Consider the following 25,821-nt stretch of genomic DNA (forward strand, 5'->3'; position numbering starts at 1 on the left):
CCCCTTGCCCCGCACCCGCGTTGAACCATTTCCGGCCGGGCCCCGTTGCGGTACGCGGGCCCGCCGTGGCGGCGCCCCCACCGGGCCGCACGGCCGGGAACCTCAGGGAGGAACAGGCATGAGCCGGGACGAGGAAGCGGACCAGCCGCACACGGGAGGCGGCCCCGCCGACGCCGGGGAACCGGCGCCTTCACGCCACACGGACCCCGCCGGGGAGACGCCCGAGCCGGTCCGTCATTTCGCCGTCGTCATCTCCGACGACGGCTCCGCCACCATCGACGGCGAGCCCCTGCCGGCGGACGCGGACGACGTCGACACCGCGATCCTCGACGCGCTGCACCGGCACGCGCGCGAGGACGGCGGCCCCGTGACGGCGGCCATCTCCGACCCCACGGCGGGCTACGTCGCCCACGTGGAGGTCGCCCCCGACGGCGCGAGCAGACTCCTGGAACAGCACGGGGGGCCGGCGGAGCCGGACGGGGAGGGGGCCGAGGAGGCCGAGGCGGGGGCTGCGGGGGCCGAGGTGGCGGGGGCCGAGGTGGCGGGGGCCGAGGTGGTGGGCGAGGTGGAGCGCCGCCCCACCGCCCCGTACAGCCTCAGGAAGGCCGACTTCGACGAGAGGGACGACGAGGACCGCGAGGGCCACGAACTGGAAGAACACGATGAGCGCGCCGCGGTAGACGAAGCCGACGAGGACCTGACGGACCAGGGCGACGAAGCCCCCGACGCCCCGGACGCCCCCGCCGGCCCCGAAGCCTCCGAAGCCTCCGAAACCGACCCGGCCTCCTACCGCCTCCCCGAACCCCAGGGCACCCCCGGCCCCCGCCCCGCACGCCCCACCCCCTCCGCCCCCGCACCCGGGCGCCTCTCGAAGGCCGAGCGCCGGAACCGTCCCCGCCAGTCGGACGACGAGTACGAGGGCCCCGGGCTGCTCAACCGCCCACTGGTCGTCGGCCCGGCGGCACTGATCGTGGCCGCCCTCGTCGTGATCCCGTTGGTCGTACTGGGCAGCGGTGGGTCGGACGACGGCGGGCACCAGAGCAAGGCGGCGCGGGCGACCACCGAGCCGGTACCGTCCCCGCCGGCCGGGTCGTCCCCGACGCCGACCGTCTCGGTGTCGGCCGGCACGGCCCCGCCCTCCCCGTCGCAGTCGCAGTCCCCCTCACCCAGCCCGTCGAAGAGCGAGGCCAAGCCCAACCCCAAGCACGAGCCCAAGCCCGAACCGGCCCCGGCGACCACGGTCACCGTGACCGCCGAACCGCCGCGCGTCACGACGACCGTGACCGCGAAACCCAAGCCGGCCACCGCCGCCACCGAGGTGAACCGCCTCGCCAAGAACGACCCCGGAGGCCGGCACATCTGCTACCGCGCCTACGTGGACGGGCAGGGCTGGCAGAAGCCCGTGTGCGACGGCACCCTCGCCGGGACGACCGGCAAGGGCAAGTCCATCAAGGCCCTGAACATCTCGGTGCACGGCACGGGCGGTTCGGCGGCCAACGCGGTTCTGCACAACCCGGACTCCACCGACGGCAACGGCTCCTGGCAACCGTCGTGGACGGCCATCACGCAGGACGGCAAGGACTTCTACATCGGCAACCCGAAGAAAGACGGCCCGTACATGACCGGCTTCGCCATCAACATCGGCAGCGGCCAGATCTGCCGGACCGCCGCCATCCACGACGGCGGCTGGGGCGCCCGGGAGTGCGTGGGCAAGCGTCCGGCCTTCGTCTTCGGCGGCACCATGCGCAACGACGTGGGCCTGGAGGCCGTCAAGTTCACAGTGTGAGCGGTATAGACGACGTATCCGGTGTGAACGGCATAACGAGTGTGAACAGCGCGAGCCGTGTAAACACGTGAACGGCACAAACAGCGTGAACAGCCCGAACGGTGCGAACACTGTGAACACTCTGAGCGCTGTAAGCACTGTGAGCGCGATCAACCACGTACACAGCACCATCGAGTCCACGCCACGGCATCGACGAGGGGAAAGGATTTCCCGGCCGGGGTAAACCACTGGGGCGACGGCGGCTGTATCAGGGTGTCACTGCTCTGATCCCGAAGGGGGACGCTGGAGATGGTCGAGCCTGTGGTGGTGGTCGTGGCGCTCGCGGGCGCCCGGCTGGTGTACGCGCTGGTGGCGCTGTGGACGCGCCCGGCGTGGGAGCGCGCGTGGGCGCACGCCGTGGCCACGGTGGTGCGGGCGTCCGGGCCCGGCGGCGTGGTCGAGGTCACCCGCGCCGACGGAGACAAACTCACGGCCCGCCGGGCCACGCAGCCCCCGCCGGCCACGAAGCCCGGAGCCACCACGAAGACCCGGACGACCGTGGCACCCCGGACCACCCGGACCACCCCGACCACCCGGACCACCCAGACGTCCGGAACGGACCGCCGATGACCGCCGAACCGGCCGTAGGGCCCCGCGACTTCGCCCGTGACTTCGCCCGTGACTTCGAGACCTTCTTCTCCCGCGCGTACGCGCGCCTGCTGGCCCAGCTCATCATGGTGTCCGGCAGCCGGGAGGACGCCGAGGACGCCCTCCAGGAGGCGTTCGCCGAGGCGTACCGGGCCTGGGACCGCATCGCCGGGTACGACCTGCCCGAGGCGTGGGTGTACCGGGTCGCCGTCCAGCGGGTGTGGAAGACGACGCGCCGACGCCGCAGGGGCCAAGAGCGGCTGCCGGACCTGCCGGTGCCCGTCCGGGCGAGCCCCCAGCAGAGCGCGGAGGCCCGCGAGGTGCTGGCGTTGCTGGCCGCCCTGCCACCCCGCCAGCGGATCACCATGGTGCTGTTCTGCCTGCACGGCTGGAGTCAGAGCGAGATCGCCGAGGCGCTGCGGATGACGCGGGGCGGCGTCGCCGCGAACGTGTCCAAGGCGCGCGCGACCCTGAGGGAGGCCCTCGACATGGCGGCGGACGACACGACAGGCCGGGACCCGTTCGTGGCCGCACCGGAGCCGACCGGCATGGGCCGCTTCACGGCGGCCGGACCAGCCGGACCAGCCGCCCCCGCCGACGACCCCGTCGTCACCGCCCTGCGCACCACGGAGGCGTGGCTGCGCGCGGCCCTCCAGGCGGCCCCGGAGGCCCGCGAACGGGCGCGCGCCGCGCTGGCCCGCCGGTGGGAGAAGTGAGCGTGACCGCCCTCGTGGGGTGGGTGCGAGGGCTGCTCGCGGTGGGCCTGCTCGCCGGGTTCTACGTCGTGGCGTTGGCGCTGCTCGCCGCCGACACGGTCCTGGTCGCCCTGGTGCTGTGGGCGATCCTCGAAGCACCGGCGCGGGCGGGCAACTGGTCGCTCGCCATCGGCGGCAGCATCCCGGCGGTCTTCGCCCTCGTGTACGGCATCGCCACGGTCAGCCGCGCCGAGACGCACCCGCCGGGCGCGGTCCTCGTCCGCCGCGCCGAGGCGCCCGGCTTGTGGCGGCTGGTCGAGGAACTCGCCCGGCACCTGCGCACCCGCCCGCCCGGCCGCGTCTACCTCACCCCGGACGCCAACGCCTCGGTGTCGGAGGAGGCCCGGCTGCTCGGCTTCGCCGTCGGGCGGCGCACCCTGTACCTCGGCGTGCCCCTGCTGCGGCTGGAGCCCCTGGAGCTGCGCGCCGTCCTCTGCCACGAACTGGGCCACTACGCGGGCCTGCACACCCGCTTCGGCGCGCTCACCCACCGCGGGGCGGCCTCGCTGCGCTCGACGCTGTTCCGGCTGCGGATGACCGCGCGGTCGGACGGGTCCAGGATCGGGTACGCCTGGCTGTTCCAGGCGGTGATCGGCGCCTACGCGTGGCTGTACCTGCGCGTGTCGCTCGCCGTGCGCCGGCGTCAGGAGCTGGAGGCGGACGCGGAGGCGGTCGCCCTGGCCGGACCGGCGGCGACGGCCGGGGCGCTGCGCTCGGTCCACGCGCTCGGCATCACCTGGGCCGGGTTCGTGAGCCGGTTCCTGCGGCCGGTGCAGGGGGTCGGTTTCGTCCCCGAGGACGTGTACGGGGCGTTCGGCGCGATGCTGGACGACCCGCGTGTCCGGGAGCGGACGGCGGCGCTGCGGGCGCACCCGGTCGAGGCGGGCCGCTCCCCGCTGGACTCCCATCCGCCGCTGGCCCGGCGGCTGGCGCTGATCGAGGCCCGGCCCGCGGGGGAGCCCCGGATCGCCGTCGAGGCGGGGCCGCTGCTCACCGACCGGACACCGGCGTCACGGGTGCAGCGGAAGCTGCTCGCCGAGACGGGCGGCCCGGCGACCGCGCTGCCGACGGCGGTGTGGGCCGAGGTGGCAGCGGAGGCGTTCGCCATCGAACCGGCGAGCCTCCTGCTCGACGCGGCGGGCGGCACCGACCCGGCCGAACGGCCCACCCTCGGCACCGTCCTCGACCTGCTGGAACACGGCGGACCCAGCGAAAACGGCAGGCACGACGAACACGACGGACACGGCGAACGGGCCGCCCTGCTGCGCCGCCTCACCGACGCGCCCGACCCCGAAGGACAACTGGCCGAAGCGCTCTACGCGTTGACCGGACAGGCCCTCGCCGGGGCGGGCCGGGCACGCTGGGTCCTGAGCTGGACCCGGGGCTACGTGCTGGAGTGCCCGCAGGACCCGGACGGCAGCCTGGAGGCCCTGGTCACGGCCGCGGCCCGGGACCGTACGGGGGTACGCGCGCTGCGCGGCGAGCTGGCGCGGCTCGGTCTGGACACCGGGGCGCCGGTCGTCCTGGCCCTGCGGACGGTCGCGGCACCGGCCGGGCGGACGACGACCCGGCGCACCGCCCGACGCGCCCCGGACCTGGTCGTCGAGGAGCTGCGGCGGCAACGGAGGGTCGCCAGGGTGACCGTGGGCGCGCTGGTCGTCACGGCGATGGTGTGGGTGGCGGCGCTGATCGGCGCGGACCCGTACCGGCCGGGCCCGCCGCCGTACCGTCCGGTGCCTCCGCAGGGGCCCCTCCTGCCGACGGTGTCCGCCCCGGTGCGGCTTCCGGACCCGGGCCTCGGCGACCCGCTGCCCTGGCCCAGCCTCACGGTACGGCTCCCGGTCCCGTCGGTCAGCCTGCCGATCGTGCCGCTCAGCCCGACGGGGTGACCCGGGGGCGGTGCCGGTCGGGTCAGCGACGGCGGTGGCGCCGTCTCGGCGGCGGCTCCTCGGCGGGAGGACCGGGCCGCCACCAGCCGAACCGGTCCTCCCGCCGCCAGGAACGCCCGGGGTCCGGCCCGGGTGACCCGGGTGAGGGGACGTCGGCGGCGGGGCCCGTACCCGTGCCAGGGGAACCCGGCCCGGCGCCGGGCTCCCAGGCGAAGGGGTCGGCCGCCGGGGGCGGCGGAGGCGTCGCGCCGGTGTCCGGGCGCGCGCGGAAGCCCGGCGGTTCCCCGGCCGCCGCCCGGGATGCCCCGGCCGCCCCGGACGCCGCCCCGGACGCCCGTGGGGCCGTACGGCGACGGTCGTACGCGGCCCGCCGCGCCGGGTCGAGCAGGGTCTCGCGGGCCCGCTGCAAGCGCCGGAAGGTCTCCGCGTCGCCGCCCCGGTCGGGATGGTGGGCGAGGGCCCGGCGGCGGAACGCCCGGGTGATCGCGGCCCCGTCGGCGTCGGGAGGGACGCCGAGCACGGCGTAGGGGTCGGGTTCGCCGGCCGGGGTCATCGCACCGCGACCTCGGCCCGGCGGCAGACCAGCCGCCAGGAGGCGCGGTGCGCGGGCCCGGACAGCCCCGCCCCGTGCCCCGACGCGAAGGTCACCCACCGCCGTCCGGCGAGATAGCACCAGACGTCCAGGTCGTTCTGGTCGCCGCGGTAGTGGAAGTCGCCGCGGTCGAGGACGTCGCCGTTGACGTACGGCCACTGCAACCGCGCCTGCGCCTCCTCCGGCAGATGCCCGAGGAACCCCCGCATCCGCGCCGACAACGGCACGCCGTCACCGCCGAGTCCGTCCTCCCGCCCACCCTCGCCGGAGGGCGCCCGTGACGCCTTCCGCACGACCACCGCGTGCCGCAACGAGGACGGCACGAAGGGCACCACCGTGAGCAACTGGGCGGGCCGCCCACGGTCGTTGACGGTCGGCGTGCACTCGGCGAGCCCCCGCTCCCCGAGGACCACGGCGTACGGGCGCTCGCCGCCACGGTGGCAGTACGCCCACCAGTCGACGACCGGCCCGACCCGCGCCTCCATCCGCTCGCGCACCCCCTCGCCGAGCCGGTCCCACCAGAACTCCCGTCCGGGCCGGTCGACGAAGCCGAGCACCCCGGCCTCGTACAGGGGCCCCGCGACATGCCGCTCCCCCGGAGGCCCCCCGCCCCGCCGCTCCAGGGAACCGCGCCGCCCCACCACCCCGCCCCGCCGCACCGGCCACCACGCCATCCGGCCCCTCCCCCGAAGCCCCCCGCGAACCCCCCATTCTCCCCACCCCACCCCCACCGAGAAAGAGGCCGACCGACTGCCCGGCCCTCCCGGCGTCCTCCTCAAGTCCGCTACCCGTCCCTACCGTTGGACCCCTCGGTGCCCGCCGATGCCCGGCCCGTCGCCCCGGCGGGCTCCACGCTCCCCCGGCTCGCGGCGACGCTCCCGCACACCCTGGCCCTGCTCGACCCGCGTCACGGCGCCGAGGACGTCACCCGCCGGGTGGAAGAACCGGCGGAACACCTGAATTCCCCGTGGATCGACCTGCTGGACGTGGGCGGAGACATCCTCGCCCGGGGCGACGAGCCCACCCTCGGGAGCCCGTTGGCCGACGTCCTCGCTCTGGCCGGCTGCTCCCGGGCAAACGCCCCGGTCCGGCTGCTGATCGCGGGACCGGGACTGGACGGCGAGGTCCCCTTGGACGCCCTGCGGCGGCTGCTGGGCCCCCTCGTCCACGCCTTCACCGAGCGCGACACGGAGGCCCTCGGCGGCATCCTGGACCGGCACCCCTCGGAGGCGACGGCCATGCTCGCCGCGGCGGCCCGCGGAATCCGCGGCACCTGCGAGGTACGCGACGCCGGACTCCCCGGCCCCCTGACCCGGCGTCCGGGTCAGCCGTAGACCACCGACCACGGGCGCGGGGTGCCTTCCGGGGGGCGGGCGCGGGTGGCCGTGTGGTCGCGGGCGAGGACGTCGGCCGCGAGGTCCGCGAAGCGGCGGGCGGCCGGGTGGGCGCCCCGTCCGGCGGGCCAGGCGCCGCTGATGCGCAGGGTGAGCGGGCGTCCGGCCAACGGCCGCCAGGCAACGCGGGGTTCCTTGCGGGCCACCGGACCCTGGTCGAAGGCGACCCCGTGCCCCGCCGTCACCAGCGCGAGCAGGAACTCCGGGTTGGAGGCGTGCCGCAGCCGCCCGGGGACGAAGCCCCCGGCACGGCACACGTCGAGGACCCGGTCGTACCAGCCGGGCGCGTGGGCGCGCGGGAAGAGCACCAGGTCGTGGCCGGACAGCTCGCCGAGCGACACCTCCGGCAGCCGGGCCAGGGGCGAGGTGCGCGGCAGGACGACGCCCAGGTCGAGGGAGACCTCGGGCCCCAGCCGCAGGTCGGTGGCGTCGACGGGGTGGTGGACGAGCCCGGCGTCCAGCCCGCCCGAGGCGAGCAGCCGTACCTGCTCCTCGGTGGAGACCTCCTGGAGGTCGACGGTGAGTCCGGGGGCATGCTCGGCACAGGCGGCCAACAGGGCGGAGAGCACGGCGGCCGTGGTGTCGGGCGGCACGCCCGCGCGGAGGGTGCCCAGCGCGCCGTCACCGGCGCGGCGGGCCAGCGCGCGCAGCCGTTCCTCCCGGGCGAGGAGGTCGTGGGCCTCCTCCAGCAGGGCCGCCCCGGCGGCGCTCAGCCGGACACCGCGCTGCGAACGGTCGAACAGCTCCGCGCCGAGGTCCCGCTCCAGCCGCCGGATCGCCTGACTGAGCGGCGGCTGCGCCATCCCCAGTCGCTCGGCGGCCCGGCTGAAGTGCAGCTCGTCGGCGACGGTGACGAAGAGACGCAGGTGGCGCAAGAGATCCACGCCCGGGATCGTACGGGGACCACCTCCGGGTGGCCAGCACGACGCACCCACGCACCCACGCACCCACGCACCCACGCACCCACGGAACGGCCCATCGACGGCAAGGAGTTCACAGTGACCGAGGAACGCATCCGGCAGGTCTTCACCGGAGCGGGCGCCGAGGGACAGGTGCACGTCCTCCCCATCGAGGGGCCCGCCGACGCGCAGGGCGAGAGACGCGCGGAGCCGGAGGACGGCCCGGAGGTCGCCGTGGGCGCCGACACCCCCGTCGTGATCGCCTCGATCTTCAAGGTGCTGCTGGTGCTGGAGTTCGCCCGGCAGGCCGCCGCCGGCCAGCTCGACCCACGGGAGCGGGTACGGGTGACCGCGGCCGACCGGCTCGGCGGCTGGGGCACGGCCGGCTGCCTGGACGACGTCGAACTGTCCCTGCGCGATCTGGCCCACTTCGCCCTGTCGGTCAGCGACAACACCGCCGCCGACCTGCTGCTGGACCGCGTCGGCCTGGACACCGTACGGCTGCTCGCCGCGAGCCTCGGGCTGGAGCGGACCCGGATCACGGGCGGCCCGCGCGACCTGCTGGAGTCGATGCTCGCGGAGGTCGGGGCGCGCGACGAGGCCGAGTTCGCCGTCCGCTACCCCGCCCTGCCCGACGACCGCAAACGGCGGCTCGCCGTACTGGACCCCCGCCACACCACGGCGAGCACCCCCCGCGACATCACCCGCCTGCTCCGCCTCGTCTGGAACGACACCGCCGCCCCACCCGAAGCCTGCGCCCTCGTACGTGACTTGATGGCTCGTCAGGTATTCCGGCACCGGCTGGTGTCGGGCTTCCCGGATGACGTCGCGGTCGCGGCCAAGACCGGCACCCTGCCGGGGCTGCACATGGAGGCGGGCGTCGCCCGCTACCCCGACGGAGCGCACTACGCGATCGCCGTCTTCGCCCGCACCCACGACCTCGCCGCCTCCCGCGCCACGGTGGACGCCGCGATCGGCCGGGCCGCGGGCATCGCCGTCGGCCACCTGCGGGACGGCGGCCACCGCCGCTGACCAGGGCACATATGCGTTCGCGTATCACCTGGGGCCGATTCCGGTCTTGGACAGGCGTGTTCACGCCCTGGTCTGCTCCTCCCATGACTCAGGACACCCACGTCACGGGCGGACCGGACGCCCCCTCCCGCCGCGGGCTCGGCCGCCGGATGCTGCTGCGCGGTGCCGCGCTGGGCGCGACCGCCCCGCTGATCGCGGCCTCGGCCGCCACCGCCACGCCCGCCACCGTCACGCCCGCCGCCCCGGCCGGGAGGGGCGGGCGGGGCCCGGCCGCCGGCGCGGCGTCGTTCCGCTGGCTCGGCACCGCCGGCTGGCGGATCGACGTGGGCGACCGGACCGTCCTCTTCGACCCGTACCTCACCCGCTTCCCCACGGGCCTCTTCACCGGCGGCTTCGACCCGAAGACGCCGCTGCTCTGCAAGCCGGAGACCGTGGACGCGCACATCGGCCGCCCCGAACTCGTCCTGGTCAGCCACTCCCACTGGGACCACCTCGCCGACGTCCCCCACATCGCCAAGACCACCGGCGCCCGCGTCGTCGGCACGGAGACCACGTACCACCTGCTGGTGGCCCTGGGCGTCGACCCGGACCGGATCTCCGTGGTGAAGGGCGGCGAGGTGATGGACTTCGGCGGGATCACCGTCGAGGCCGTACCGAGCCTGCACAGCCGCAACAAGGCGTACTCCTACTTCGCCCCGGGCACCCTGCACGCCCCGCCCGCGACCGCCCCGAGCACCATCGCCGACCTGCCCGAGGGCGACACGCTCGCCTTCCAGGTGACCGTCGGGACCGACGGCCCGTCGGCCTTCCTCATGGGGGCCAGTGACTTCGACGAACGGGCGGTACGCGGCCTGCGCCCCGACCTCGCCATGGTCGCCGTCCCCGCCGGCACCGTCACCCCCCGCTACGTGCCCCGCCTGCTGAAGGCACTGGACCACCCCGGCGTCCTCGTCCCCGTCCACTGGGACAACTTCGAGGTCCCGCTGAGCGGTACGCCCCCGCGCGACCCGGCGATGGACCTCGACGCCTTCCTCACCGAGGCCGGCAGGACGTCCCCCGCGACCCGGATCGTCGTCCCGGACTACCGGACGGTCTACGACGCCACCCTGCACCCGACGACGGACTGAACAGGGACGGGGCGGCCCCGGGCCCAACGGCGAAGCGCCGAACGGGGGCCGACGCCTCGCGTCGCCACTCGGGCTCCTCCTCGTCCGTCCGCGCGAGGATCACGCCCGGACGGGGCCGTTCGTCCAGCCATGCCCCCAGCCCTGTGACGTCACCGGTGATGACGGCCGCGAGCAGGCACGCGTGGCACTCGCTCTCTTCCCCAACGCGCGCCGGGATGCGTCTCGTCGTCGCCTTCCAGCCCGACGCGCCAGGTCGGCCGTGCGGTCATCCGCCCACACAGTGGGGCAGTTGTCGCCGTTGGTGTCGGGGCCCTCGCCGAAGACAGTAGAACCGTGATCCGGGCCCCTGCCTACTCGGTTGTGCCCTGTTGCATGAGCCTCCCGCCACGCCTGACGAGCGTCCAGGGTGACCCCCGGCCACCATGGATTGTCGGCCGGCCTCCCTGAATCCCAACTGGTCGCCCTCAGCGGGACTGGGTACTGCCGAGCCGTCGGCCCTCGCCCCGCGCCGGGTGGACAGACCAGGGCGGGGGCGCGGAGAATCGGGGGCGGGTCCGTGCCGCACCGCTCCGTGTCCGTGCGGTCCGTCCCGTGAGGTGAGGACTCCACGGCGGCTCCACCAGAACGGATGGTCAGGGCACTGGACGGTATAGCGAGCGCCGGGTCCTTCGATGCTCGGGGGCGGGTCCCGGCCGCCACGCCTGTCCACGCGCCGCGGGTGGCTCTGGTCGGGTCCCTGGTGGTCGCGTTGCTCCTGGGGGCGTTGTCGCTGCTGGTGCTGTTTCCGGCCGCCCAGCACCTGCGGTCCCTGCGGGGCGGTGAGCGGGTCGAGGCGACGCTTGTCCGGCAGGGCGGGTGCATGGCGGGCAACTGCCAGGTCGAGTTCGAGGCGGCCGGGCGGACCGTCGTGGCGGACCTGCCGGTCGGCAGCGGCGCCGGCAAGTCGTCCGTCGGCACGCGGCTGCCCGTCCGGTACCGGGCGGACGATCCTCAGGTGGTCGCCCTGGACGGGGACGTCGGCGGTGGCGGAGCGGCCGTCGGGGCGGTCATGTCGGCCGGCGGCGCCCTGCTCTTCCTGGCCGTGTCCGTCCTGGCGGGGATCTCCCTGCTCCGGCAGGGCCGCCCGGACCCGGCGGACGGCCCGGCGACGTCGCCGGACGAGCCGCATGCCGGTGAGTAGCGCGGGCGCCGTATCCGCCGAGAGCGGCCCGGCGTCGTCCGTACCCGCTCCCGGCGGTGCCCGGCCGGTCACCGGCGGAACGGCGTGGGGTGCCGGATGAGACCGGTGAGTTCGCGGACGGCCGTCCTCGGGTTCTTCATGGCCGTCGGAGGGCTCGCGGGCGGGCTGCGCGGCGCGGTGGACGGGGAGGGCGTCTGGGCCGTCCTCGGCCTCTTCGCACTGGGCCTGCTCGGTGTGCTGCTCGTCGTACGGTACTTCGTCCGCCTCGACGGACGGCGCTGAGCCACCGGCCTCCCCTTCGGCGGGAGCCGGTCGCCCCCGGGGTCACCTCACGTCACCCTCGCCGGGAAGCCCCGACCGGCCCCCCTCGGCGCCCCCGCCCCGGCCGCACCGTACGGACGGCGTAGGCCAGGGCGAGGGCGAGGGCGACCACCGCGAGCGGAGCGGTGGCCGCCAGCCAGGGCGGGGTGCCGGACGGGGCGGAGGCGGTCAGCAGGACCGCCACGGCCGCGGCGGCGGCCAGCCCGGCGGCCAGGACCGCCGCGACACTCCCCCGCCCACCCGCCGGGCCGGCCTGGGGACGGGGCCGGCCCAACTGGGCCCAGGTGAGGGCCGTTTCGCGCGCCCCGCGCCGACGGTGCACCGCCGCCCGCGCCGCGAGGCCCGCCGTCAGCGCCGCGCCCGCCCCGGCCACCGCCCCGGGTGTCCACCAGCCGTCGGCGACCAGGAACAGCAGGGCGAGCGCCGCGGCCGTGCTCCAGCCGCTGAGGCAGGCCGCCGCCGCACTGCGCGCCGGGACGGGACGGTCGGTCCCGGCGCGCAGGTCGGCGAGGGCGGGGACGTACCAGACGCAGCCGGAGGCGGTCACCACGGCGGTGCCGAGGGCGAGGACGGGGTGGGACACGGTCACTTCACCGCCTCGATGGCGGCGATCTCCGGGTGGTGCAGGTCGAAGGCGGGGGACTCGGAGCGTATGCGGGGCAGGGAGGTGAAGTTGTGCCGCGGCGGCGGGCAGGAGGTCGCCCACTCCAGCGAACGGCCGTATCCCCACGGGTCGTCGACCTCGACGGGCTTGCCGTACTTGGCGGTCTTCCAGACGTTGTAGAAGAACGGCAGGATCGACAGGCCCAGCAGGAACGACCCTATCGAGGACAGGGTGTTGAGCGCCGTGAAGCCGTCGGCGGCCAGGTAGTCGGCGTACCGGCGGGGCATGCCCTCGGTGCCCAGCCAGTGCTGGACGAGGAAGGTCAGGTGGAAGCCGGCCGTGAGCGTCCAGAAGGTGATCTTCCCGAGCCGTTCGTCGAGCATCTTGCCGGTGAACTTCGGCCACCAGAAGTGGAATCCGGCGAACATGGCGTACACGACGGTGCCGAAGACCGTGTAGTGGAAGTGCGCGACGACGAAGTACGAGTCGGAGAGGTGGAAGTCCATCGGCGGCGAGGCCAGGATCACGCCGGTCAGACCGCCGAAGACGAAGGTGATCAGGAAGCCCGTCGTCCACAGCATGGGTGTCTCGAAGGAGAGGCTGCCCCGCCACATGGTGCCGATCCAGTTGAAGAACTTCACTCCCGTCGGCACCGCGATGAGGAACGTCATGAAGGCGAAGAAGGGCAGCAACACCCCGCCCGTGGTGTACATGTGGTGCGCCCAGACGGTCACCGACAGACCCGCGATGGAGATCGTCGCGCCGATCAGGCCCATGTAGCCGAACATCGGCTTGCGGGAGAAGACCGGGATCACCTCGGAGACGATGCCGAAGAACGGCAGCGCGAGGATGTAGACCTCCGGATGGCCGAAGAACCAGAACAGGTGCTGCCACAGCAGCGCGCCGCCGTTCGCCGCGTCGAAGACGTGGCTGCCGAACTTGCGGTCGCACTCCAGCGCGAACAGGGACGCCGCCAGGACCGGGAAGACCAGCAGGACCAGCAGCGAGGTCAGCAGCACGTTCCAGGTGAAGATCGACATGCGGAACATGGTCAGGCCGGGCGCCCGCATGCAGATGATCGTGGTGATGAAGTTGACCGCGCCGGCGATCGATCCGAAGCCGGAGAGCGCCACGCCCATGATCCACAGGTCGGCGCCGAGGCCCGGCGAGTGCACCGAGTCGGAGAGCGGCGCGTAGAGGAACCAGCCGAAGTCGGCGGCCCCGCCCGGGGTGAGGAAGCCGGCCGCGGCGATCGTCGAACCGAACAGGAACAGCCAGAAGGCGAGCATGTTCAGCCGCGGGAACGCCACGTCAGGGGCGCCGATCTGCAACGGCATGATCCAGTTGGCGAACCCGGTGAACAGCGGCATGGCGAACATCAGCAGCATGATCGAGCCGTGCATCGTGAACGCCTGGTTGAACTGCTCGTTCGACATGATCTGCGTGCCCGGACGGGCCAGCTCCGCGCGCATCACCAGCGCCAGCACACCGCCGACGACGAAGAACACGAACGCGCTGACCAGGTACAGCGTGCCGATCTTCTTGTGGTCGGTGGTGGTCACCCAGTCCACCCAGGACGCGCGCGTGGCCCCGGGCGCGGCCCCTCGTACGGGCGCGGGCGCCTCATCGGCCACGGTGACCGCGGAGGTTGCCCCCGCGGCCTCCTTCTGTCGTCCCTGCCCCTCGTCCACCGACGGTGCCTTCCTTCCGATCCTGTCCGTCACACGGATCTCCGTGTCGTGGACGGCGGGGAAGTGCCGCGTGGCCGGGAGGGAACGCGGCACTTCCCGGCCGCTGTCACATGATCGGTGCGGGGGTACGGGGGCCGGACAGGGCCGAACAGTCCCTGCCGGGTCCCGGTCGCGGGGGCCCAACGTCCCTCGTGGGCGGGGACGTCGGAAAGGGGCGGCCGTTTCACGGCGGTGTGCGGGGGTTTGACGGGTGAGCGGACTCTCAGCGGATGTCGTCCACCGCGAGGTCGGTGCCGACGACGAGCGTCACCACGCCCGCGGTGGCCTCCGCGTCCTGCTGGGTCCGCACACCGGGCAGCCGGCCGGCGAGGACCGCGGCCCGCCGCTCCAGGCCGGGCGGGTAGGCGACCGTCGTACGGCCGGTCTTCTCGGCGTTGCCGGTGCCGACGACACCGATCCCGGCCGCGGTCAGCTTCTCGGCCACGGCGGCGGCCCTGCCCGGGACACCGGTGCCGTTGAGGACCTGGACGCGCACCTGGGAGGCGTAGACGGGGTCCTTCGCGTCCGCCTCCACCCGCTTCTTGTCGATCTCCTCGTCCTTGGCCAGTGCCGTGAACACCTCGCCGGCCTGCGGGTACTGCCAGACGACGTTGGCCTTGTCGCCCGGCACGTCCGCCTCGCGCGGGTAGTTGGGCACGGTGAGGAAGGTCAGCCGGTCGCCGGGGATGTCCTTCAGCTCGGAGGCGAGGCCGGAGAGGGGCTTGATGCCGGCCAGGGCCTCGTCGGTGGTGAGGGACTTGGTGGCGGACTGGAGGAAGCCGTAGAGGGCGCTCGGGCTGGTCAGCTTGGAGCGGGCCTTGTCGGCGAGGGCCTGCATGAACTCCTGCTGGCGGCCGATGCGTCCGACGTCGGAGCCGTCGCCGACGCCGTAGCGGGCGCGGACGTAGCCGAGGGCCTTCTCGTCGCGGACGGTCTGGCAGCCGGCCTCCAGGTCGAGGTGGGCCTTCTCGTCGTGGATGGCCTTCTCGGGGCAGATCTCGATGCCGTCCAGGGCGTTGACCATGCCCTTGAAGCCCTGGAAGTCGACGGAGACGAAGTGGTCGATGCGCAGGCCGGTGTTGGTCTCGACGGTCTTGATGGTGCAGGCGGCGGCCCCGGCGACCTCACCGGCGCTGCCGCCGATGGCGAACGACTCGTTGATCTTGAAGTGGTGCGGGTCGGAGGTGCTGCCGTCGCCCTTGTCGCAACTGGGTATGCGCACCCAGGAGTCGCGGGGCAGGGAGACGACGGCGGCCCACTTCCGGTCGGCCGGGATGTGCAGCACCATCAGCGTGTCGGACTGCATGGTGGTCAGGCCCTTGCCGTACTTGGCGTTGTCGCCGTCGCGGCTGTCGGAGCCGACGACGAGGATGTTCTTCGAGCCGGGGCTGAGGTTGACGGGACGGTTCCCGCCGAGCTTGTCGTCGAGGTCGGCGGAGTGGATGTTGTCGTTCAGGTCGTTGTAGACCCAGGCCCCGACCCCGGCGACGCCGAGGACCAGTGCGGAGCACACGCCCGCGCCCCACAGCAGGTATCTGCCCCGCTTGGTCAGCCGGGCCGGTCCGTCTCCCGTGGCAGCGCGCCGCCGCCTTCCGCTACCGCTCACTGAGGTACGTCCCTCTGTCCGGCCGGTCCCAGCCCGCTTCACGTACGGGCGTCCGACGCTCTTTCCGACGAACAAGCGAACTCTACAGTCATGTAGAACGGGGGTGGAGGGGTTGCCGAGGGTGAAGGTGTACGGAAGGACCAGCGGGGGCAGAAGGGCGGGCCCGCCCTCCGCCGCCCTCCGCCGGGCTCGCCGGTTACCGACGGTCACCAAAGGCCGCCCCGGCAGGCTCAGACCCCCCGCGGGTGCAGGCCCCCGCGGCCCCGGCCCCCCGCCGCGTCACAGCGGCGCCGCCGCCTGGAGCACGAAGAACATCGTCACCGCCGAGTTCGCCGACGACATCGCCGACACCGCCGTCCCCGCCGCCGCCGCCCACGCCGCCAGCCCCACCGACGTGAACACCGACCGGAACACCGAGGGCCAGGCACGCGCCGCCGGAGCCGGGCCGAGCAGCGCCGCCACCCGGCGCGGGACCGGCCCCGGACCCGCCAGCCCGGCCAGCGTCGGCACCGGGGTACCCCGCGAGACCAGGGCCGCCTTGCCGATCGCGCGGGCCACCACCCGGCGGCTGCCCACCTCCCGCGCCGCCTCCTCGTCGGCCCACCGCTCCGCCGTGTACGCCACCGCCGTGCGCAGCGGGCGCAGGAACGGGTTGGCCAGCGCCGCGAGCCGCACGGTCAGCAGGAACCGGTGGTGCCGGGCGGTGAGATGGGCCCGCTCGTGCGCGAAGAGCGCCCGCCGCTCGGCGGACTCCAGCCGCTCCAGCAGGGCGGTGGTCACCACCACCCGGTCCCGCCGCCCGCCGGGCAGCGCGTACGCGTACGGCACCCGGTCGGGCAGCACGGCCACGGAGGTGTCCGGCAGCCCGGCCAGCGCGCGCTGGGCCCGGCGCCGTACCCGCCCGTGCCGCCACAGCGCCCGGACGCACGCCACCAGCACCGCGCAGAGCGCGGGTATCGCCGCCTTGCCCGCCACCTCGTCGTACGGCACCGCCTCGCGCACCTGCGGGTCGGACCAGCCGTCGGGCAGCGGGTTGCCCGGGAGCTGGGCGGTGCCGACCACCATCACCAGCGCGAGGGAGACCGTGCTGCACAGCGCCATCACGGCGGCGACGCCGGTCAGCAGTCGGGTCGCGGTGCGCGGGTGCAGGTGCTGCTCGGCCAGCCGGGCGATCGGCCACGCGGTCAGCGGCAGCACCAGGGGCAGGAAGACGAAGACCCCCATGAGGCGTCAGTCGTCCCCCGGGCCGTGCGCCTGCCCCAGGAGCTCCCGCAACAGCCGTTCGTCGGCCGGCCCGAGGCCGGTGACGAAGCTGGCCAGCACCGCTTCCCGGTCGCTCTCGGCGTCCAGGACCTTGCGCATCTTCCGCGCGGCCAGGCCCGCCTGGTCCGCCGCCGCCGTCCAGGTGAACGACCGGCCGGCACGCTCCCGGCTGACCGCGCCCTTCTCCAGCAGCCGCGTCAGGATCGTGATCACCGTGGTGTACGCCAGATCGCCGCCGAGGCGTTCCTGCACGCCGCCGGCGGTCTCCGGGGCCTGCGCCTCGCGCAGCGCCGCCAGTACCAGTGCCTCCAGCTCGCCCTGGCCGCGCCGCCGCGGACGCGGGTGATCCGTCACGCCGAGCCTCCTTCCGCCACCGCCCGCACTCCGGGCGGACATCGTATAGACGCCCGGTTCCCCTCCCCGCCCGCCGTCAGGCCCGCGGCCGGTCCCGGCCACATCTTCTACACAAGTGTAGAAGCCAGGCTTCCCGAGCACGTCATGGGAGACAGGACATCGTGAGAGGAGTACGGAAGAGATGGGTGTCATCGCCTGGCTGGTACTGGGACTGCTCGCCGGAGGGATCGCCAAGCTGATCCTGCCCGGACGGGACCCCGGCGGCTGCATCGGGACCACGTTCATCGGGATCGCGGGCGCCTTCCTGGGCGGCTGGCTGTCGGCGCGGTTCCTGGGGCGGCCGGTGCAGCGGGAGTTCTTCGACGCGGCGACCTGGGGATCGGCCGTCGTCGGCGCCCTGGTGCTGCTGATCGGCTACCGCCTGCTGTTCGGCAGCTCGCGGGAGTGAGGCGGCCGACCGGCGCGCGCCGTCACCGTTCCGGCCGGGGGCCGAGGGACTCGGTGGCGGGCTCGGTGGCGGCGGGCACGGGGAGGCCCGGGAAGGGGGTGGGGGCCTGGGAGGCGGAGAGGGAGGGGGTGGGACGGGGGTCCGCTTCGGACGGCGCCACGATGAGGTCGGACGGGGAGGGGGACGGGTCGGCCGGGCCGGTGGCGGGCGGTGGCGCCAGCGGCACCACCGGCCGGGTGGCCGGCGATTCGACGGACCGGTGCAGCGGCAGCGCGACGAGGACGGCGGCGGCGCAGGCCACGGCGGCCCCGGCGGCGGTACGGAACAGCCGCCGGCGGGCGGCGGCCCGGCGGACCGCCTCGTAACGCCCGGGGGACGGGCTCAGCCGGTCGCCGCCGGGGCGCAGGACCACCAGCAGCGGATCGTCGGGGCCGAACTCCGGGTCGTCGTCACAGCGTGTGGTCAAGGCTCCTCCTCAGGTGGACGCGGAGCAGTTCGCGGGCCGCGTGGAGGTCGGCCTTGACGGTCCCTTCCTTGCGCCCGGTCAGCGCGGACACCTCCCGGATCGGCATGTCAGCGTAGTAGTGGAGGAGGATCGGCACGCGCAGCCGCTCGGGCAGCGACTGCACGAGGAGCCGCACCGACGGGTCGGCCTGTTCGGTGTGCGGGCGCACGGCCGCCTCCACGGTGACCCGGCGGACGGCCCGGCGCTCGCGCTCCAGCTTGCGCCAGTGGTCGCGGACGAGGTTGGCGGCGGTGACGTAGAGGAAACCGCGGGGCTCCTCCACGGACGTCCAGCGCGCCCAGAGCCGGGTGAACGCCTCGGAGGCGATCTCGTGGGCCGTCTCGTCGTCGTCGACCAGCCTGCGGCACCAGCCGGCCAGGCGCGGGTAGAGCACGCCGAACAGCTCGGACGCCTCCGTGGCACGGGACCGTTTCACCGTCTCAGCGCTCTTCGGGGTCGTCGTCGGGGACGCCGGCCGTGCGGTGGGGCGGGCCGGAGGCGCCGTCCGGGGCCGTGAGCACGGCGAAGACGATCACGTTGTCGCGGTAGCCGGTGCCGGAACGGGGGCCGCCGCAGGTGACGAGCCGCAGTTCGGGGCGGTCGACGTCGCCGTAGACGTCGTCGGTCGGGAACCGGGACTTGGGGACCGTACGGACCTCCGTGACGGCGAAGGGGGCGGTGGTGCCGTTCTCCAGGCGGGCCAGGACCCGGTCGCCGGGGCGCAGCCGGTCCAGCCGGCGGAAGACGCCGTCGCCGTGGGTGCCGACGGTGACGTGGCCGAGGAGGACCGAGGGCCCCCTCTGGCCGGGGGTCGGCGAGTGCCGGTACCAGCCGGCCGGGTCGTGCGCGGTGAGCGGCGGGACCTCCACCGTGCCGTCCGGGTTGAGCCCGAGCCGGGTCACGGGGGTGTCGACGCCGATCGCCGGGATGCTCAGGCCGACCGGCTCGGACCGCGCGAGCGGCCGTGCCGGGGGCCCCGCGGCCGTCACCGACGGCGCCGCCGTACGGGCGCCGGGCGCGGCCGGGGACGCGGGTGCGCCGGAACCGGCGCAGCCGGCGAGCAGCGAGGCCAGGGCGAGGGCGGCGAGGGCCCGCCCGGAGAACGGGGTCACGCGCCGGTCGCCCGCCGGCGCCGTACGACGTAGACGGAGGCGCCGGCCGCGAGGAGCGCGGCGGCACCCACACCGGCGGCGCCCGCGCTGGGCCCGGAGGCGTCCCGCGCCACGGCACCGGTGTCGGGGGCGCCCTCGGGGACGGCGGAGACCTGGGCGTCCTCGGGCACGGCGGAGAGCTCGGCGTCCTCGGCGGGCGCCTCGGCCGCGTCCGGGGAACTGACGGACGGCACCGGCGTGGGCTCGGCGGGGGTGGCCGGGGCCAGGGTGGGCGAGGGGGCCTGGCCGGGGACCGTGTCGTCGGCGAGGGCGGGGGCGGTGGCGGCCATGACGGCGGCGCACGCGAGGGCGGCGGCGGACAGCAGGGTTCGGCGCATCGGATCGCTCTCTCTCGGGGTCGATCCGCCCGGCCACGACGGCCGGACGGGTCCACGGAATCGAGCGGAGAGACGACCGGCGAACGGGCCGGGTTGCAAAGAGACGGTAAAGCTCCGCCGGGGGCCGGGGTGGGCGCCTCGGCGGGAAGCGGTCATGGGGCCGCGGCCGGGCCCGGGACGCACGAAGGGCCCGCACCGTGCGGTGCGGGCCCTTCGTCGCGATTCACCCGTGCGTTACGCGGGGGTGATGTTCTCCGCCTGCGGGCCCTTCTGGCCCTGCGTGACGTCGAAGTTCACCCGCTGGCCCTCCTGGAGCTCGCGGTAGCCCTGGGTGGCGATGTTCGAGTAGTGAGCGAAGACGTCGGCGCCGCCGCCGTCCTGCTCGATGAAACCGAAGCCCTTTTCGGCGTTGAACCACTTCACGGTACCGGTGGCCATGTCATTAACTCCTAGGCAGTGCTGGAGACCCGCACTGTGCGGATCTTCCCATCGCTGCGATGATCACCCGCCCGGAAACCCGGTAACGCATACGGCAACCACAACTGCAACTACCGACGACCATAACACCGTCGAAGCCCACGCATTTCAACCGGCGGGCGGGAAAATAATCGCCCGGAATAACACTTGGTGAATGCCGTCGAAATGACTCTCCGGCCGTCGGGGAATATCTGTCCTGTCGGGGACAGATATTCACCCGCCGTTCGGACCGGCCGCCGCGCGCAGCTCCTCGTTGGCGCGCAGGGCCGCGTCCAGCTCGTCCTCCAGCCCGACGATGCGGCAGGCGACCTCGACCGGCGTGCCCTGGTCGACCAGCTCCCTGGCACGGGCGGCGCGGCGCAACTGGCGCCGCGAATAACGGCGGTGACCGCCGTCCGACCGCATCGGAGTGATCAGCCGCGCCTCACCGAGGGCACGGAGGAATCCGGGCGTGGCACCGATCAGTTCGGCGGCCCGGCCCATCGTGTACGCCGGGTAATCGTCGTCGTCGAGCCGGTCGGCGGCCTGCGGCCGACCTTCGGCGTCCGGCCTGCTCTCCGGGGTCATGCATACCTTCCCGCGGACCGCTGGGGACACGGCCCGCCGCAGGGAATCCTCCTCCCCCGCACCAGAATTCTAGTCGCGCCCTCGGCATACCTGTCCCGGCGAACACAGTTCCACCCGTCCGGCCGCCTCCCCCACGGAAGACGGCCCGGACGCGTCCGCTCAGCCCGCGGCCGACGCGGCCTCGGGCACGGCCCGCCGGGGGGCCGGACGCTCCAGCGCGCTCACCACCGAGCCGTGGAAGCGGTGCACGGCGTCGTCGACGCTGCGGATGAACCCGGTCTCGGCCTTGCCCCGGGCGTTGCCCATCCCCTTGAAGAGGGAGAGGCGGAAGCCGGTGATCCGGTCGCCGTTCTTCGGCAGCATGTCCCCGGGCTCGGGACGCAGCCGCTCCAGGGTGCCGCGCGGACCGCCCGCGTCGCCGTCGACCAGCGTCTCGACGTGCAGGTCGGCGGGGGCCTCGGCCAGCCGCTTGACCAGCCGCTTCGCCCAGGTCAGCGGGTAGCCCTGGTCGGGCGCCGGGACGTCGACGGAGGTCCGCAGCCGGCCGGTGCGCAGATCGGCGGTGATCCCGAGCACGCCGGGGGTTCCCTCGATGCGCAGTTCGGCGTGGAGCCGGCCCTCGGTGCACAGCCGGTCCGCCATCCGCGCCCGGCGGGCCCCGGGATCGGCGCCGCGCTGGGCCCGCCGCACGGGGAGCACCCGCTGGCCGAGTTCGCCGCCGAGGCCGAGGCAGACCTGCCGGATGAGCCGTTCCCAGCTCTCGACCACCTCCAGCAGGTGCGGGTCGCCCTGGCTCAGGGTCTCCTCGTCGATGCCCCGGCGGACGGGGACCCAGGCGGCGCCCATGTTCTGGAAGCCGTGGCAGCCGGAGTTCTCGTGCTGGAGGTAGTGCAGCAGTTCCTGGAGGAGCCAGGCGTGCGCGGCGTTGCCGACGCCCTCGTGGCGCAGGAGCATCTGCGCCTGGTGGGCGACCTCGGCCCAGGACAGGTGCCAGAGGGCCACCTTGTGCTTGCGCCGGCGGTCGATCTTGACGTCGACGAGGGGGCTGCCCTCCAGGGCGACGTCGTTCGAGAGCGTGATGACGGCCTCGTAGCCGCGCCGGGCGGCGATGTCGGCGTACGCCTGCACCTGCTCGGGCTTGAGCGGGTTGCCGTTGGTCTTGGTCTCCATCAGCGCGGTCCAGAGCTTGCCGGCCCGCTCGACGCGGATCACGCCGTCCGGGCGGCGCGGGGTGTCCCCGTGGGGCAGCGAGACCTCGGTGAAGGTCTCCATACGTCCGGCCGGGGAGCCGAACCCGGCGGTGAGCCGCCGCCCGAACTCCGGCACCTGCGTCATCACCGACAGCAGCACCGAGGTGGCGCGCGTCTCGCGGTCCCGGTCGCTCTTGAGTACGGAGACGGGGAAGAGCCGGGCCCGCCGCCAGGAGTCGTTGTCCGCGAGGGACCTCCGGGGGGCCTTGGGCAGGGTGACCTTCTTCTTGGCGGTACGCGGCCGGGCGGCGGCGACGCGGGCGGGTTCCGTGGCGTCCCCGGCCTGCCGCGGGGCGGGCACGGCGGGCGGCGCGGCGGCGGGCTCGGGCTCCGGCTCCTCCGGCGGGGCCACCCGCTCGACCGCCGGGGCGGGCGCCACGGGGGCACTGGGAGTGTCGGTGGCCTCGGCAGTATCGGCGGCACCAGCGGCACCAGCGGTTTCGACGCCGGATGGGATCGCCTCGACGGCTTCGACGGCTTCGACGGCCTCGACCGCCCCGCCGGCCCCTTCCGCCCCGCCCGCCTCTTCCGCCCCGGCAACCTCAGCGACCTCGGCAACCTCAGCGGCTTCAGCCGCCTCCGCCGCCTCCGCCGCCTCCGCCGCCTCCGCGTCGTCGTCGATGTCCACGCCGAAGTCCGTGGCCAGCCCGGCCAGTCCGTTGTCGTACCCCTGGCCGACGGCCCGGAACTTCCACTCCTCGCCGCGCCGGTACAGCTCGCCGAAGATGACGGCGCTGACCGCCCCCGCGTCCTCGATCGAGAACCGCAGCAGCGCGTCCCCCGAGGCGTCCGACAGCGTCACCCGCAGGTCGTCCAGCTCCCCGAAGCCGGCGCCCTCGTAGCGGCTCGCGGCGACGACGATCCGCTCGACGCCGGGCGCCACAGCCGTCAGGTCGAAGCCGATCCGGTCCTCGCTGCCCTCACCGCAGGGTGTCTTGCCGAGCAACTGCACGCTGCCGTCGGCCGCCACCGGGTTGTTGTAGAAGTGGAAGTCGGCGTCGCCGCGCACCTTCCCGCGTCCGTCCAGCAGCAGGACGGAGACGTCGGCGTCGCCCTCGCCGGTCGGGCTGGACCAGCCCAGACTCACGAACACGGAGCCGACGTCCTCGCTCAGGGCCGCCAGTGAGACGTTGGCGCCCTTGACCATTTCGCGCACGAAACCCCCCAGATCCCTTTCCGCGTGCACGGGTCGGGCCCCCCGGCCCGCCCGTCGTGTGGCGCTCTGTGACGCGTCGCACACGCTGCGCACGGCGGCACTCTAATGCGTACCGGCGCCCGGGTGGGCCGGGTCGGGGGAGGGGGCCGGTCAGGGGGCCGTCGGGGCGGGGCCGACCAGTTCGGTCAGGACGTCCTCCATCGTCACGAAGCCCAGGACGGCGCCGCTCTCGCCGGTGACGGCGGCGAGGTGGCTGTCCTCGGCGCGCAGGGCGGTGAGGGTGTCGTCGAGGGGGGTGTCGATGCCGACCCGGGTGACGCGGTGCAGCGCGGCGCGCGGGAAGGGACGGTCGCGGTCGGTCAGGCCCAGGGTGTCCTTGACGTGCAGGTAGCCGAGGACGGTGCCGCCGGGTCCGGTGACCGGAAAGCGGGAGTAGCCCGCCTCGGCGGCCAGGCGTTCCAGGCCGGCCGGGGTGATGGTGTGCGGAGCGGTGCGCATCCGGGGGACGGGGACGAGGATCTCGCCGACCGGGCGGGTGCCCAGTTCCAGCGCGTCGCGCAGGCGTTCGCCGTCGGCCGGGCTGAGCAGTCCGGCCTCGCTGGCGTCGACGACCATGCGGGCGAGCTGGTGGTCGGTGAAGACCGACTCGACCTCGTTCTTCGGCTCCACCCGCATCAGCTTGAGCAGGGTGTTGGCGAAGGCGTTGATGCCGAAGACGACCGGCCGCAGCGCCCGGGTGAGGGCGACCAGCGGCGGGCCGAGGAGCAGCGCGGTGGGCGCGGGGGCGGCCAGCGCGATGTTCTTCGGGATCATCTCGCCGATCAGCATGTGCAGGTAGGTCGCCAGGATCAGGGCGATGGCGAAGGCGACCGGGTGGACCAGCCCCTGCGGCATGCGGACGGCGGCGAAGACCGGCTCCATCAGGTGCGCGATGGCCGGTTCCGCGACGGCGCCGAGCACCAGCGAGGAGACGGTGATGCCGAGCTGGGCGGTGGCCATCATCGCGGAGAGGTGTTCCAGGCCCCACAGGGTCATGCGGGCCCGTTTGTCACCTGCCTTGGCGCGCGGCTCGATCTGGCTGCGGCGTACGGATATCAGGGCGAACTCGCCGCCCACGAAGAAGGCGTTGGTCACCAGCGTCAGGGCGCCGATCAGGAGCTGGACGGCGGTCATCGGGCCGCCTCCGGCTCACGGCGGGCGGCGGGGCCGGCCTGCGGACCGGGCACGGCGGCTCCACCCGGTGCCGGCCCGGTGGCGCCGTCCGGCACCGCGGGGGCGCCGGACGCGGCCGGGGCGGGCGCGGTGACCCGGACCCGGTGGGCGCGGTGGTGGTCGACGCCGAGGACCTCCAGGCGCCAGCCGTCCAGCTCGACCACGTCGCCCACGGCGGGGATGCGGGCGAGGTGGGTGGCGACGAGCCCGGCCACGGTCTCGTACGGGCCCTCCGGCGCGGTGAGGCCGGTGCGGGCCAGCAGGTCGAGGCGGAGCGAGCCGTCGGCCACCCAGGCCGGCGGCGCGTTCCCGGCGGCGGGGACGGGCATGAGGTCGGGGGTCTCGGCGGGGTCGTGCTCGTCGCGGACCTCGCCGACGACCTCCTCGACGATGTCCTCGACGGTCGCCACGCCGGCGGTGCCGCCGTACTCGTCGATGACGACGGCCATGGTGCGGCTCGCGCGCATCCGCTCCAGGAGCCGGTCGGCGGGCAGGCTGTCGGGCACCAGCAGCGGCGGGGCGGCCAGCTCGGTGACGGGGGTGGCCGCGCGCCGCTCGGGCTCCAGCGCCAGGACGTCGCGGATGTGGACGGTGCCGATGACCTCGTCCAGCGTGCCCCGGTAGACGGGGAAGCGGGAGCGGCCGGTGGCGTGGCTGAGGTTGGCCGCGTCGGCGGCGGTGGCGTGGGCCTCCAGGGCCTTGACGTCCACGCGCGGGGTCATGACGTTCTCCGCGGTCAGTTCGCCCAGGTGCAGGGTGCGGACGAAGAGTTCGGCGGAGTCGGCCTCCAGCGCGCCGAGGGCGGCCGAGTGCTGGGCGAGGGCGACCAGTTCCTCGGGGCTGCGGGCGGAGGCCAGTTCCTCGGCCGGTTCGAGGCCGAAGCGGCGCACGACGCGGTTGGCCGTGTCGTTGAGGTGGTGGATGAAGGGCCCGAAGGCGGCGGTGAAGCCGCGCTGGGGGCCGGCGACCACCTTGGCGACGGCCAGCGGGCGGGAGATCGCCCAGTTCTTGGGGACCAGTTCGCCGACGACCATGAGCACCACGGTGGAGACGGCGACGCCGAGCACCGTGGCGACGGTGGGCGCGGCGCCGTCCAGGCCGAGCGCCGTCAGCGGTCCGCGCAGCAGCACGGCCAGGGACGGTTCGGCGAGCATGCCGATGACCAGGGAGGTCACGGTGATGCCGAGCTGGGCGCCGGAGAGCTGGAGGGTCAGCCCGCGGACGGCCTTGAGGGCGCCCTCGGCGCCGCGCTCGCCGGACTCGGCGGCGCGTTCGAGGTCACCGCGCTCGACGGTGGTCAGGGAGAACTCGGCGGCGACGAAGACGGCGCAGGCGAGTGTGAGGAGGAGGGCCAGCAGGAGCAGCAGGACCTCGGTCACCGTGCCACCCCGCTTCCCTCACGCACGGTGCGCAGGGGGCACGTGGACGGTGCGGGTGACGGGCCGGCCGCGTCGCGGCCGGTACTGGGAGGCTCCATTACGGAACGGGGCTCCTATCGAGGTCGGCGGGGGGCCGGGGGGACCGGCCGCCCGAGGACGGTCCCCCCATGGTAAAGGAC

At 74.5% G+C, this 25,821-nt stretch carries 26 protein-coding genes and 1 pseudogene; 10 read left to right on the forward strand and 17 right to left on the reverse strand.

What is annotated here, in order from left to right; genetic code table 11:
* The first annotated feature begins 118 nt into the window (after window positions 1-118).
* The 4 genes from J5Y05_RS13525 (at window position 119) to J5Y05_RS13540 (ending at window position 5,057) form a co-directional block, all read left to right on the forward strand.
* Window positions 119-1,786, forward strand: a complete 1,668-nt coding sequence (locus tag J5Y05_RS13525) for a hypothetical protein (RefSeq protein ID WP_247614625.1) — start codon at window positions 119-121, stop codon at window positions 1,784-1,786.
* A 288-nt stretch (window positions 1,787-2,074) separates the two neighbouring features.
* Window positions 2,075-2,395 (forward strand): hypothetical protein, encoded by a 321-nt coding sequence (locus tag J5Y05_RS13530; RefSeq protein ID WP_210871977.1) that lies wholly within the window; start codon window positions 2,075-2,077, stop codon window positions 2,393-2,395.
* Window positions 2,392-3,129: an RNA polymerase sigma factor gene (locus tag J5Y05_RS13535; protein WP_210871979.1), complete on the forward strand. Its 738-nt coding sequence runs from the start codon at window positions 2,392-2,394 to the stop codon at window positions 3,127-3,129. Before J5Y05_RS13530 ends, J5Y05_RS13535 begins: the two co-directional genes overlap by 4 nt.
* A gap of 2 nt (window positions 3,130-3,131) precedes the next feature.
* Window positions 3,132-5,057 carry a M48 family metalloprotease gene (locus J5Y05_RS13540; RefSeq protein WP_210871981.1) on the forward strand — a complete coding sequence of 642 codons (1,926 nt, stop codon included), beginning with the start codon at window positions 3,132-3,134 and terminating at the stop codon, window positions 5,055-5,057.
* Window positions 5,058-5,079: 22 nt separating this feature from the next.
* Here J5Y05_RS13540 and J5Y05_RS13545 read toward each other — a convergent pair whose 3' ends face one another.
* Window positions 5,080-5,610, reverse strand: a complete 531-nt coding sequence (locus tag J5Y05_RS13545) for a J domain-containing protein (RefSeq protein ID WP_210871983.1) — start codon at window positions 5,608-5,610, stop codon at window positions 5,080-5,082.
* On the reverse strand, window positions 5,607-6,323 hold the full coding sequence (locus J5Y05_RS13550) for a hypothetical protein (RefSeq protein ID WP_247614626.1): 717 nt from the start codon (window positions 6,321-6,323) through the stop codon (window positions 5,607-5,609). The genes J5Y05_RS13545 and J5Y05_RS13550 overlap by 4 nt, the downstream gene beginning before the upstream one ends.
* A 135-nt stretch (window positions 6,324-6,458) precedes the next feature.
* Between J5Y05_RS13550 and J5Y05_RS13555 the strand changes: the two are divergent.
* Window positions 6,459-6,962 (forward strand): annotated as a pseudogene (locus J5Y05_RS13555) (DUF1152 domain-containing protein); the annotation flags it as partial.
* An 11-nt stretch (window positions 6,963-6,973) separates the two neighbouring features.
* Here the strand turns inward: J5Y05_RS13555 and J5Y05_RS13560 are convergent.
* Window positions 6,974-7,927 carry a LysR family transcriptional regulator gene (locus J5Y05_RS13560; protein WP_307853897.1) on the reverse strand — a complete coding sequence of 318 codons (954 nt, stop codon included), beginning with the start codon at window positions 7,925-7,927 and terminating at the stop codon, window positions 6,974-6,976.
* 114 nt (window positions 7,928-8,041) lie between these two features.
* Between J5Y05_RS13560 and J5Y05_RS13565 the strand changes: the two genes are divergently transcribed.
* The 4 genes from J5Y05_RS13565 (at window position 8,042) to J5Y05_RS13580 (ending at window position 11,563) form a co-directional block, all read left to right on the forward strand.
* Window positions 8,042-8,974 (forward strand): serine hydrolase, encoded by a 933-nt coding sequence (locus J5Y05_RS13565; protein WP_210871987.1) that lies wholly within the window; start codon window positions 8,042-8,044, stop codon window positions 8,972-8,974.
* A gap of 83 nt (window positions 8,975-9,057) precedes the next feature.
* Window positions 9,058-10,101: an MBL fold metallo-hydrolase gene (locus J5Y05_RS13570; protein ID WP_210871989.1), complete on the forward strand. Its 1,044-nt coding sequence runs from the start codon at window positions 9,058-9,060 to the stop codon at window positions 10,099-10,101.
* A 718-nt stretch (window positions 10,102-10,819) separates the two neighbouring features.
* Complete coding sequence (locus J5Y05_RS13575; protein WP_307853898.1) at window positions 10,820-11,281, forward strand: DUF3592 domain-containing protein; 462 nt, start codon at window positions 10,820-10,822, stop codon at window positions 11,279-11,281.
* A 105-nt stretch (window positions 11,282-11,386) separates the two neighbouring features.
* Entirely contained in the window at window positions 11,387-11,563 is a 177-nt protein-coding gene (locus J5Y05_RS13580) for a hypothetical protein (RefSeq protein WP_210871991.1), read from the forward strand.
* Window positions 11,564-11,615: 52 nt separating this feature from the next.
* Here the strand turns inward: J5Y05_RS13580 and J5Y05_RS13585 are convergent, their stop codons facing one another.
* The 5 genes from J5Y05_RS13585 to J5Y05_RS13605 all read right to left on the reverse strand — a co-directional run bounded on the left by J5Y05_RS13585 (window position 11,616) and on the right by J5Y05_RS13605 (window position 17,201).
* Window positions 11,616-12,191: a hypothetical protein gene (locus tag J5Y05_RS13585; RefSeq protein ID WP_210871993.1), complete on the reverse strand. Its 576-nt coding sequence runs from the start codon at window positions 12,189-12,191 to the stop codon at window positions 11,616-11,618.
* Complete coding sequence (ctaD, locus tag J5Y05_RS13590; RefSeq protein ID WP_372450493.1) at window positions 12,188-13,897, reverse strand: aa3-type cytochrome oxidase subunit I; 1,710 nt, start codon at window positions 13,895-13,897, stop codon at window positions 12,188-12,190. Before ctaD ends, J5Y05_RS13585 begins: the two co-directional genes overlap by 4 nt.
* 262 nt (window positions 13,898-14,159) lie before the next feature.
* Entirely contained in the window at window positions 14,160-15,542 is a 1,383-nt protein-coding gene (locus tag J5Y05_RS13595) for an LCP family protein (protein WP_210871995.1), read from the reverse strand.
* A gap of 279 nt (window positions 15,543-15,821) precedes the next feature.
* Entirely contained in the window at window positions 15,822-16,766 is a 945-nt protein-coding gene (locus J5Y05_RS13600) for a M56 family metallopeptidase (RefSeq protein WP_210871996.1), read from the reverse strand.
* Between the two features lie 6 nt (window positions 16,767-16,772).
* Complete coding sequence (locus tag J5Y05_RS13605; protein ID WP_247614627.1) at window positions 16,773-17,201, reverse strand: BlaI/MecI/CopY family transcriptional regulator; 429 nt, start codon at window positions 17,199-17,201, stop codon at window positions 16,773-16,775.
* Between the two features lie 139 nt (window positions 17,202-17,340).
* Here J5Y05_RS13605 and J5Y05_RS13610 point away from each other — a divergent pair, with 139 nt between their 5' ends.
* On the forward strand, window positions 17,341-17,607 hold the full coding sequence (locus J5Y05_RS13610) for a GlsB/YeaQ/YmgE family stress response membrane protein (protein WP_210872001.1): 267 nt from the start codon (window positions 17,341-17,343) through the stop codon (window positions 17,605-17,607).
* Window positions 17,608-17,629: 22 nt separating this feature from the next.
* On the opposite strand, the gene J5Y05_RS13615 is transcribed toward J5Y05_RS13610, so the two are convergent.
* The 9 genes from J5Y05_RS13615 to J5Y05_RS13655 all read right to left on the reverse strand — a co-directional run bounded on the left by J5Y05_RS13615 (window position 17,630) and on the right by J5Y05_RS13655 (window position 25,642).
* On the reverse strand, window positions 17,630-18,073 hold the full coding sequence (locus tag J5Y05_RS13615; protein ID WP_210872003.1) for a hypothetical protein: 444 nt from the start codon (window positions 18,071-18,073) through the stop codon (window positions 17,630-17,632).
* Window positions 18,057-18,548: an RNA polymerase sigma factor gene (locus tag J5Y05_RS13620; RefSeq protein WP_210872004.1), complete on the reverse strand. Its 492-nt coding sequence runs from the start codon at window positions 18,546-18,548 to the stop codon at window positions 18,057-18,059. The genes J5Y05_RS13615 and J5Y05_RS13620 overlap by 17 nt, the downstream gene beginning before the upstream one ends.
* Before the next feature lie 4 nt (window positions 18,549-18,552).
* A complete protein-coding gene (locus tag J5Y05_RS13625) occupies window positions 18,553-19,224 on the reverse strand; it encodes a class F sortase (protein WP_210872006.1) in 672 nt (223 codons plus the stop codon).
* The gene (locus J5Y05_RS13630) at window positions 19,221-19,601 is read right to left on the reverse strand and encodes a Tat pathway signal sequence domain protein (protein WP_210872008.1); all 381 of its coding nucleotides are present in this window, start codon (window positions 19,599-19,601) and stop codon (window positions 19,221-19,223) included. Before J5Y05_RS13630 ends, J5Y05_RS13625 begins: the two co-directional genes overlap by 4 nt.
* A 234-nt stretch (window positions 19,602-19,835) precedes the next feature.
* Window positions 19,836-20,039 carry a cold-shock protein gene (locus J5Y05_RS13635; RefSeq protein ID WP_030421025.1) on the reverse strand — a complete coding sequence of 68 codons (204 nt, stop codon included), beginning with the start codon at window positions 20,037-20,039 and terminating at the stop codon, window positions 19,836-19,838.
* A gap of 252 nt (window positions 20,040-20,291) precedes the next feature.
* On the reverse strand, window positions 20,292-20,645 hold the full coding sequence (locus J5Y05_RS13640; protein ID WP_210872010.1) for a MerR family transcriptional regulator: 354 nt from the start codon (window positions 20,643-20,645) through the stop codon (window positions 20,292-20,294).
* A gap of 159 nt (window positions 20,646-20,804) precedes the next feature.
* Window positions 20,805-23,042 carry a TerD family protein gene (locus J5Y05_RS13645; protein WP_210872760.1) on the reverse strand — a complete coding sequence of 746 codons (2,238 nt, stop codon included), beginning with the start codon at window positions 23,040-23,042 and terminating at the stop codon, window positions 20,805-20,807.
* Window positions 23,043-23,201: 159 nt separating this feature from the next.
* Window positions 23,202-24,224 (reverse strand): hemolysin family protein, encoded by a 1,023-nt coding sequence (locus J5Y05_RS13650; protein ID WP_210872012.1) that lies wholly within the window; start codon window positions 24,222-24,224, stop codon window positions 23,202-23,204.
* A complete protein-coding gene (locus tag J5Y05_RS13655) occupies window positions 24,221-25,642 on the reverse strand; it encodes a hemolysin family protein (RefSeq protein ID WP_210872014.1) in 1,422 nt (473 codons plus the stop codon). The genes J5Y05_RS13650 and J5Y05_RS13655 overlap by 4 nt, the downstream gene beginning before the upstream one ends.
* Window positions 25,643-25,821 lie beyond the last annotated feature (179 nt).

The organism is Streptomyces tagetis (assembly GCF_018069565.1).
Classification (GTDB): domain Bacteria; phylum Actinomycetota; class Actinomycetes; order Streptomycetales; family Streptomycetaceae; genus Streptomyces; species Streptomyces tagetis.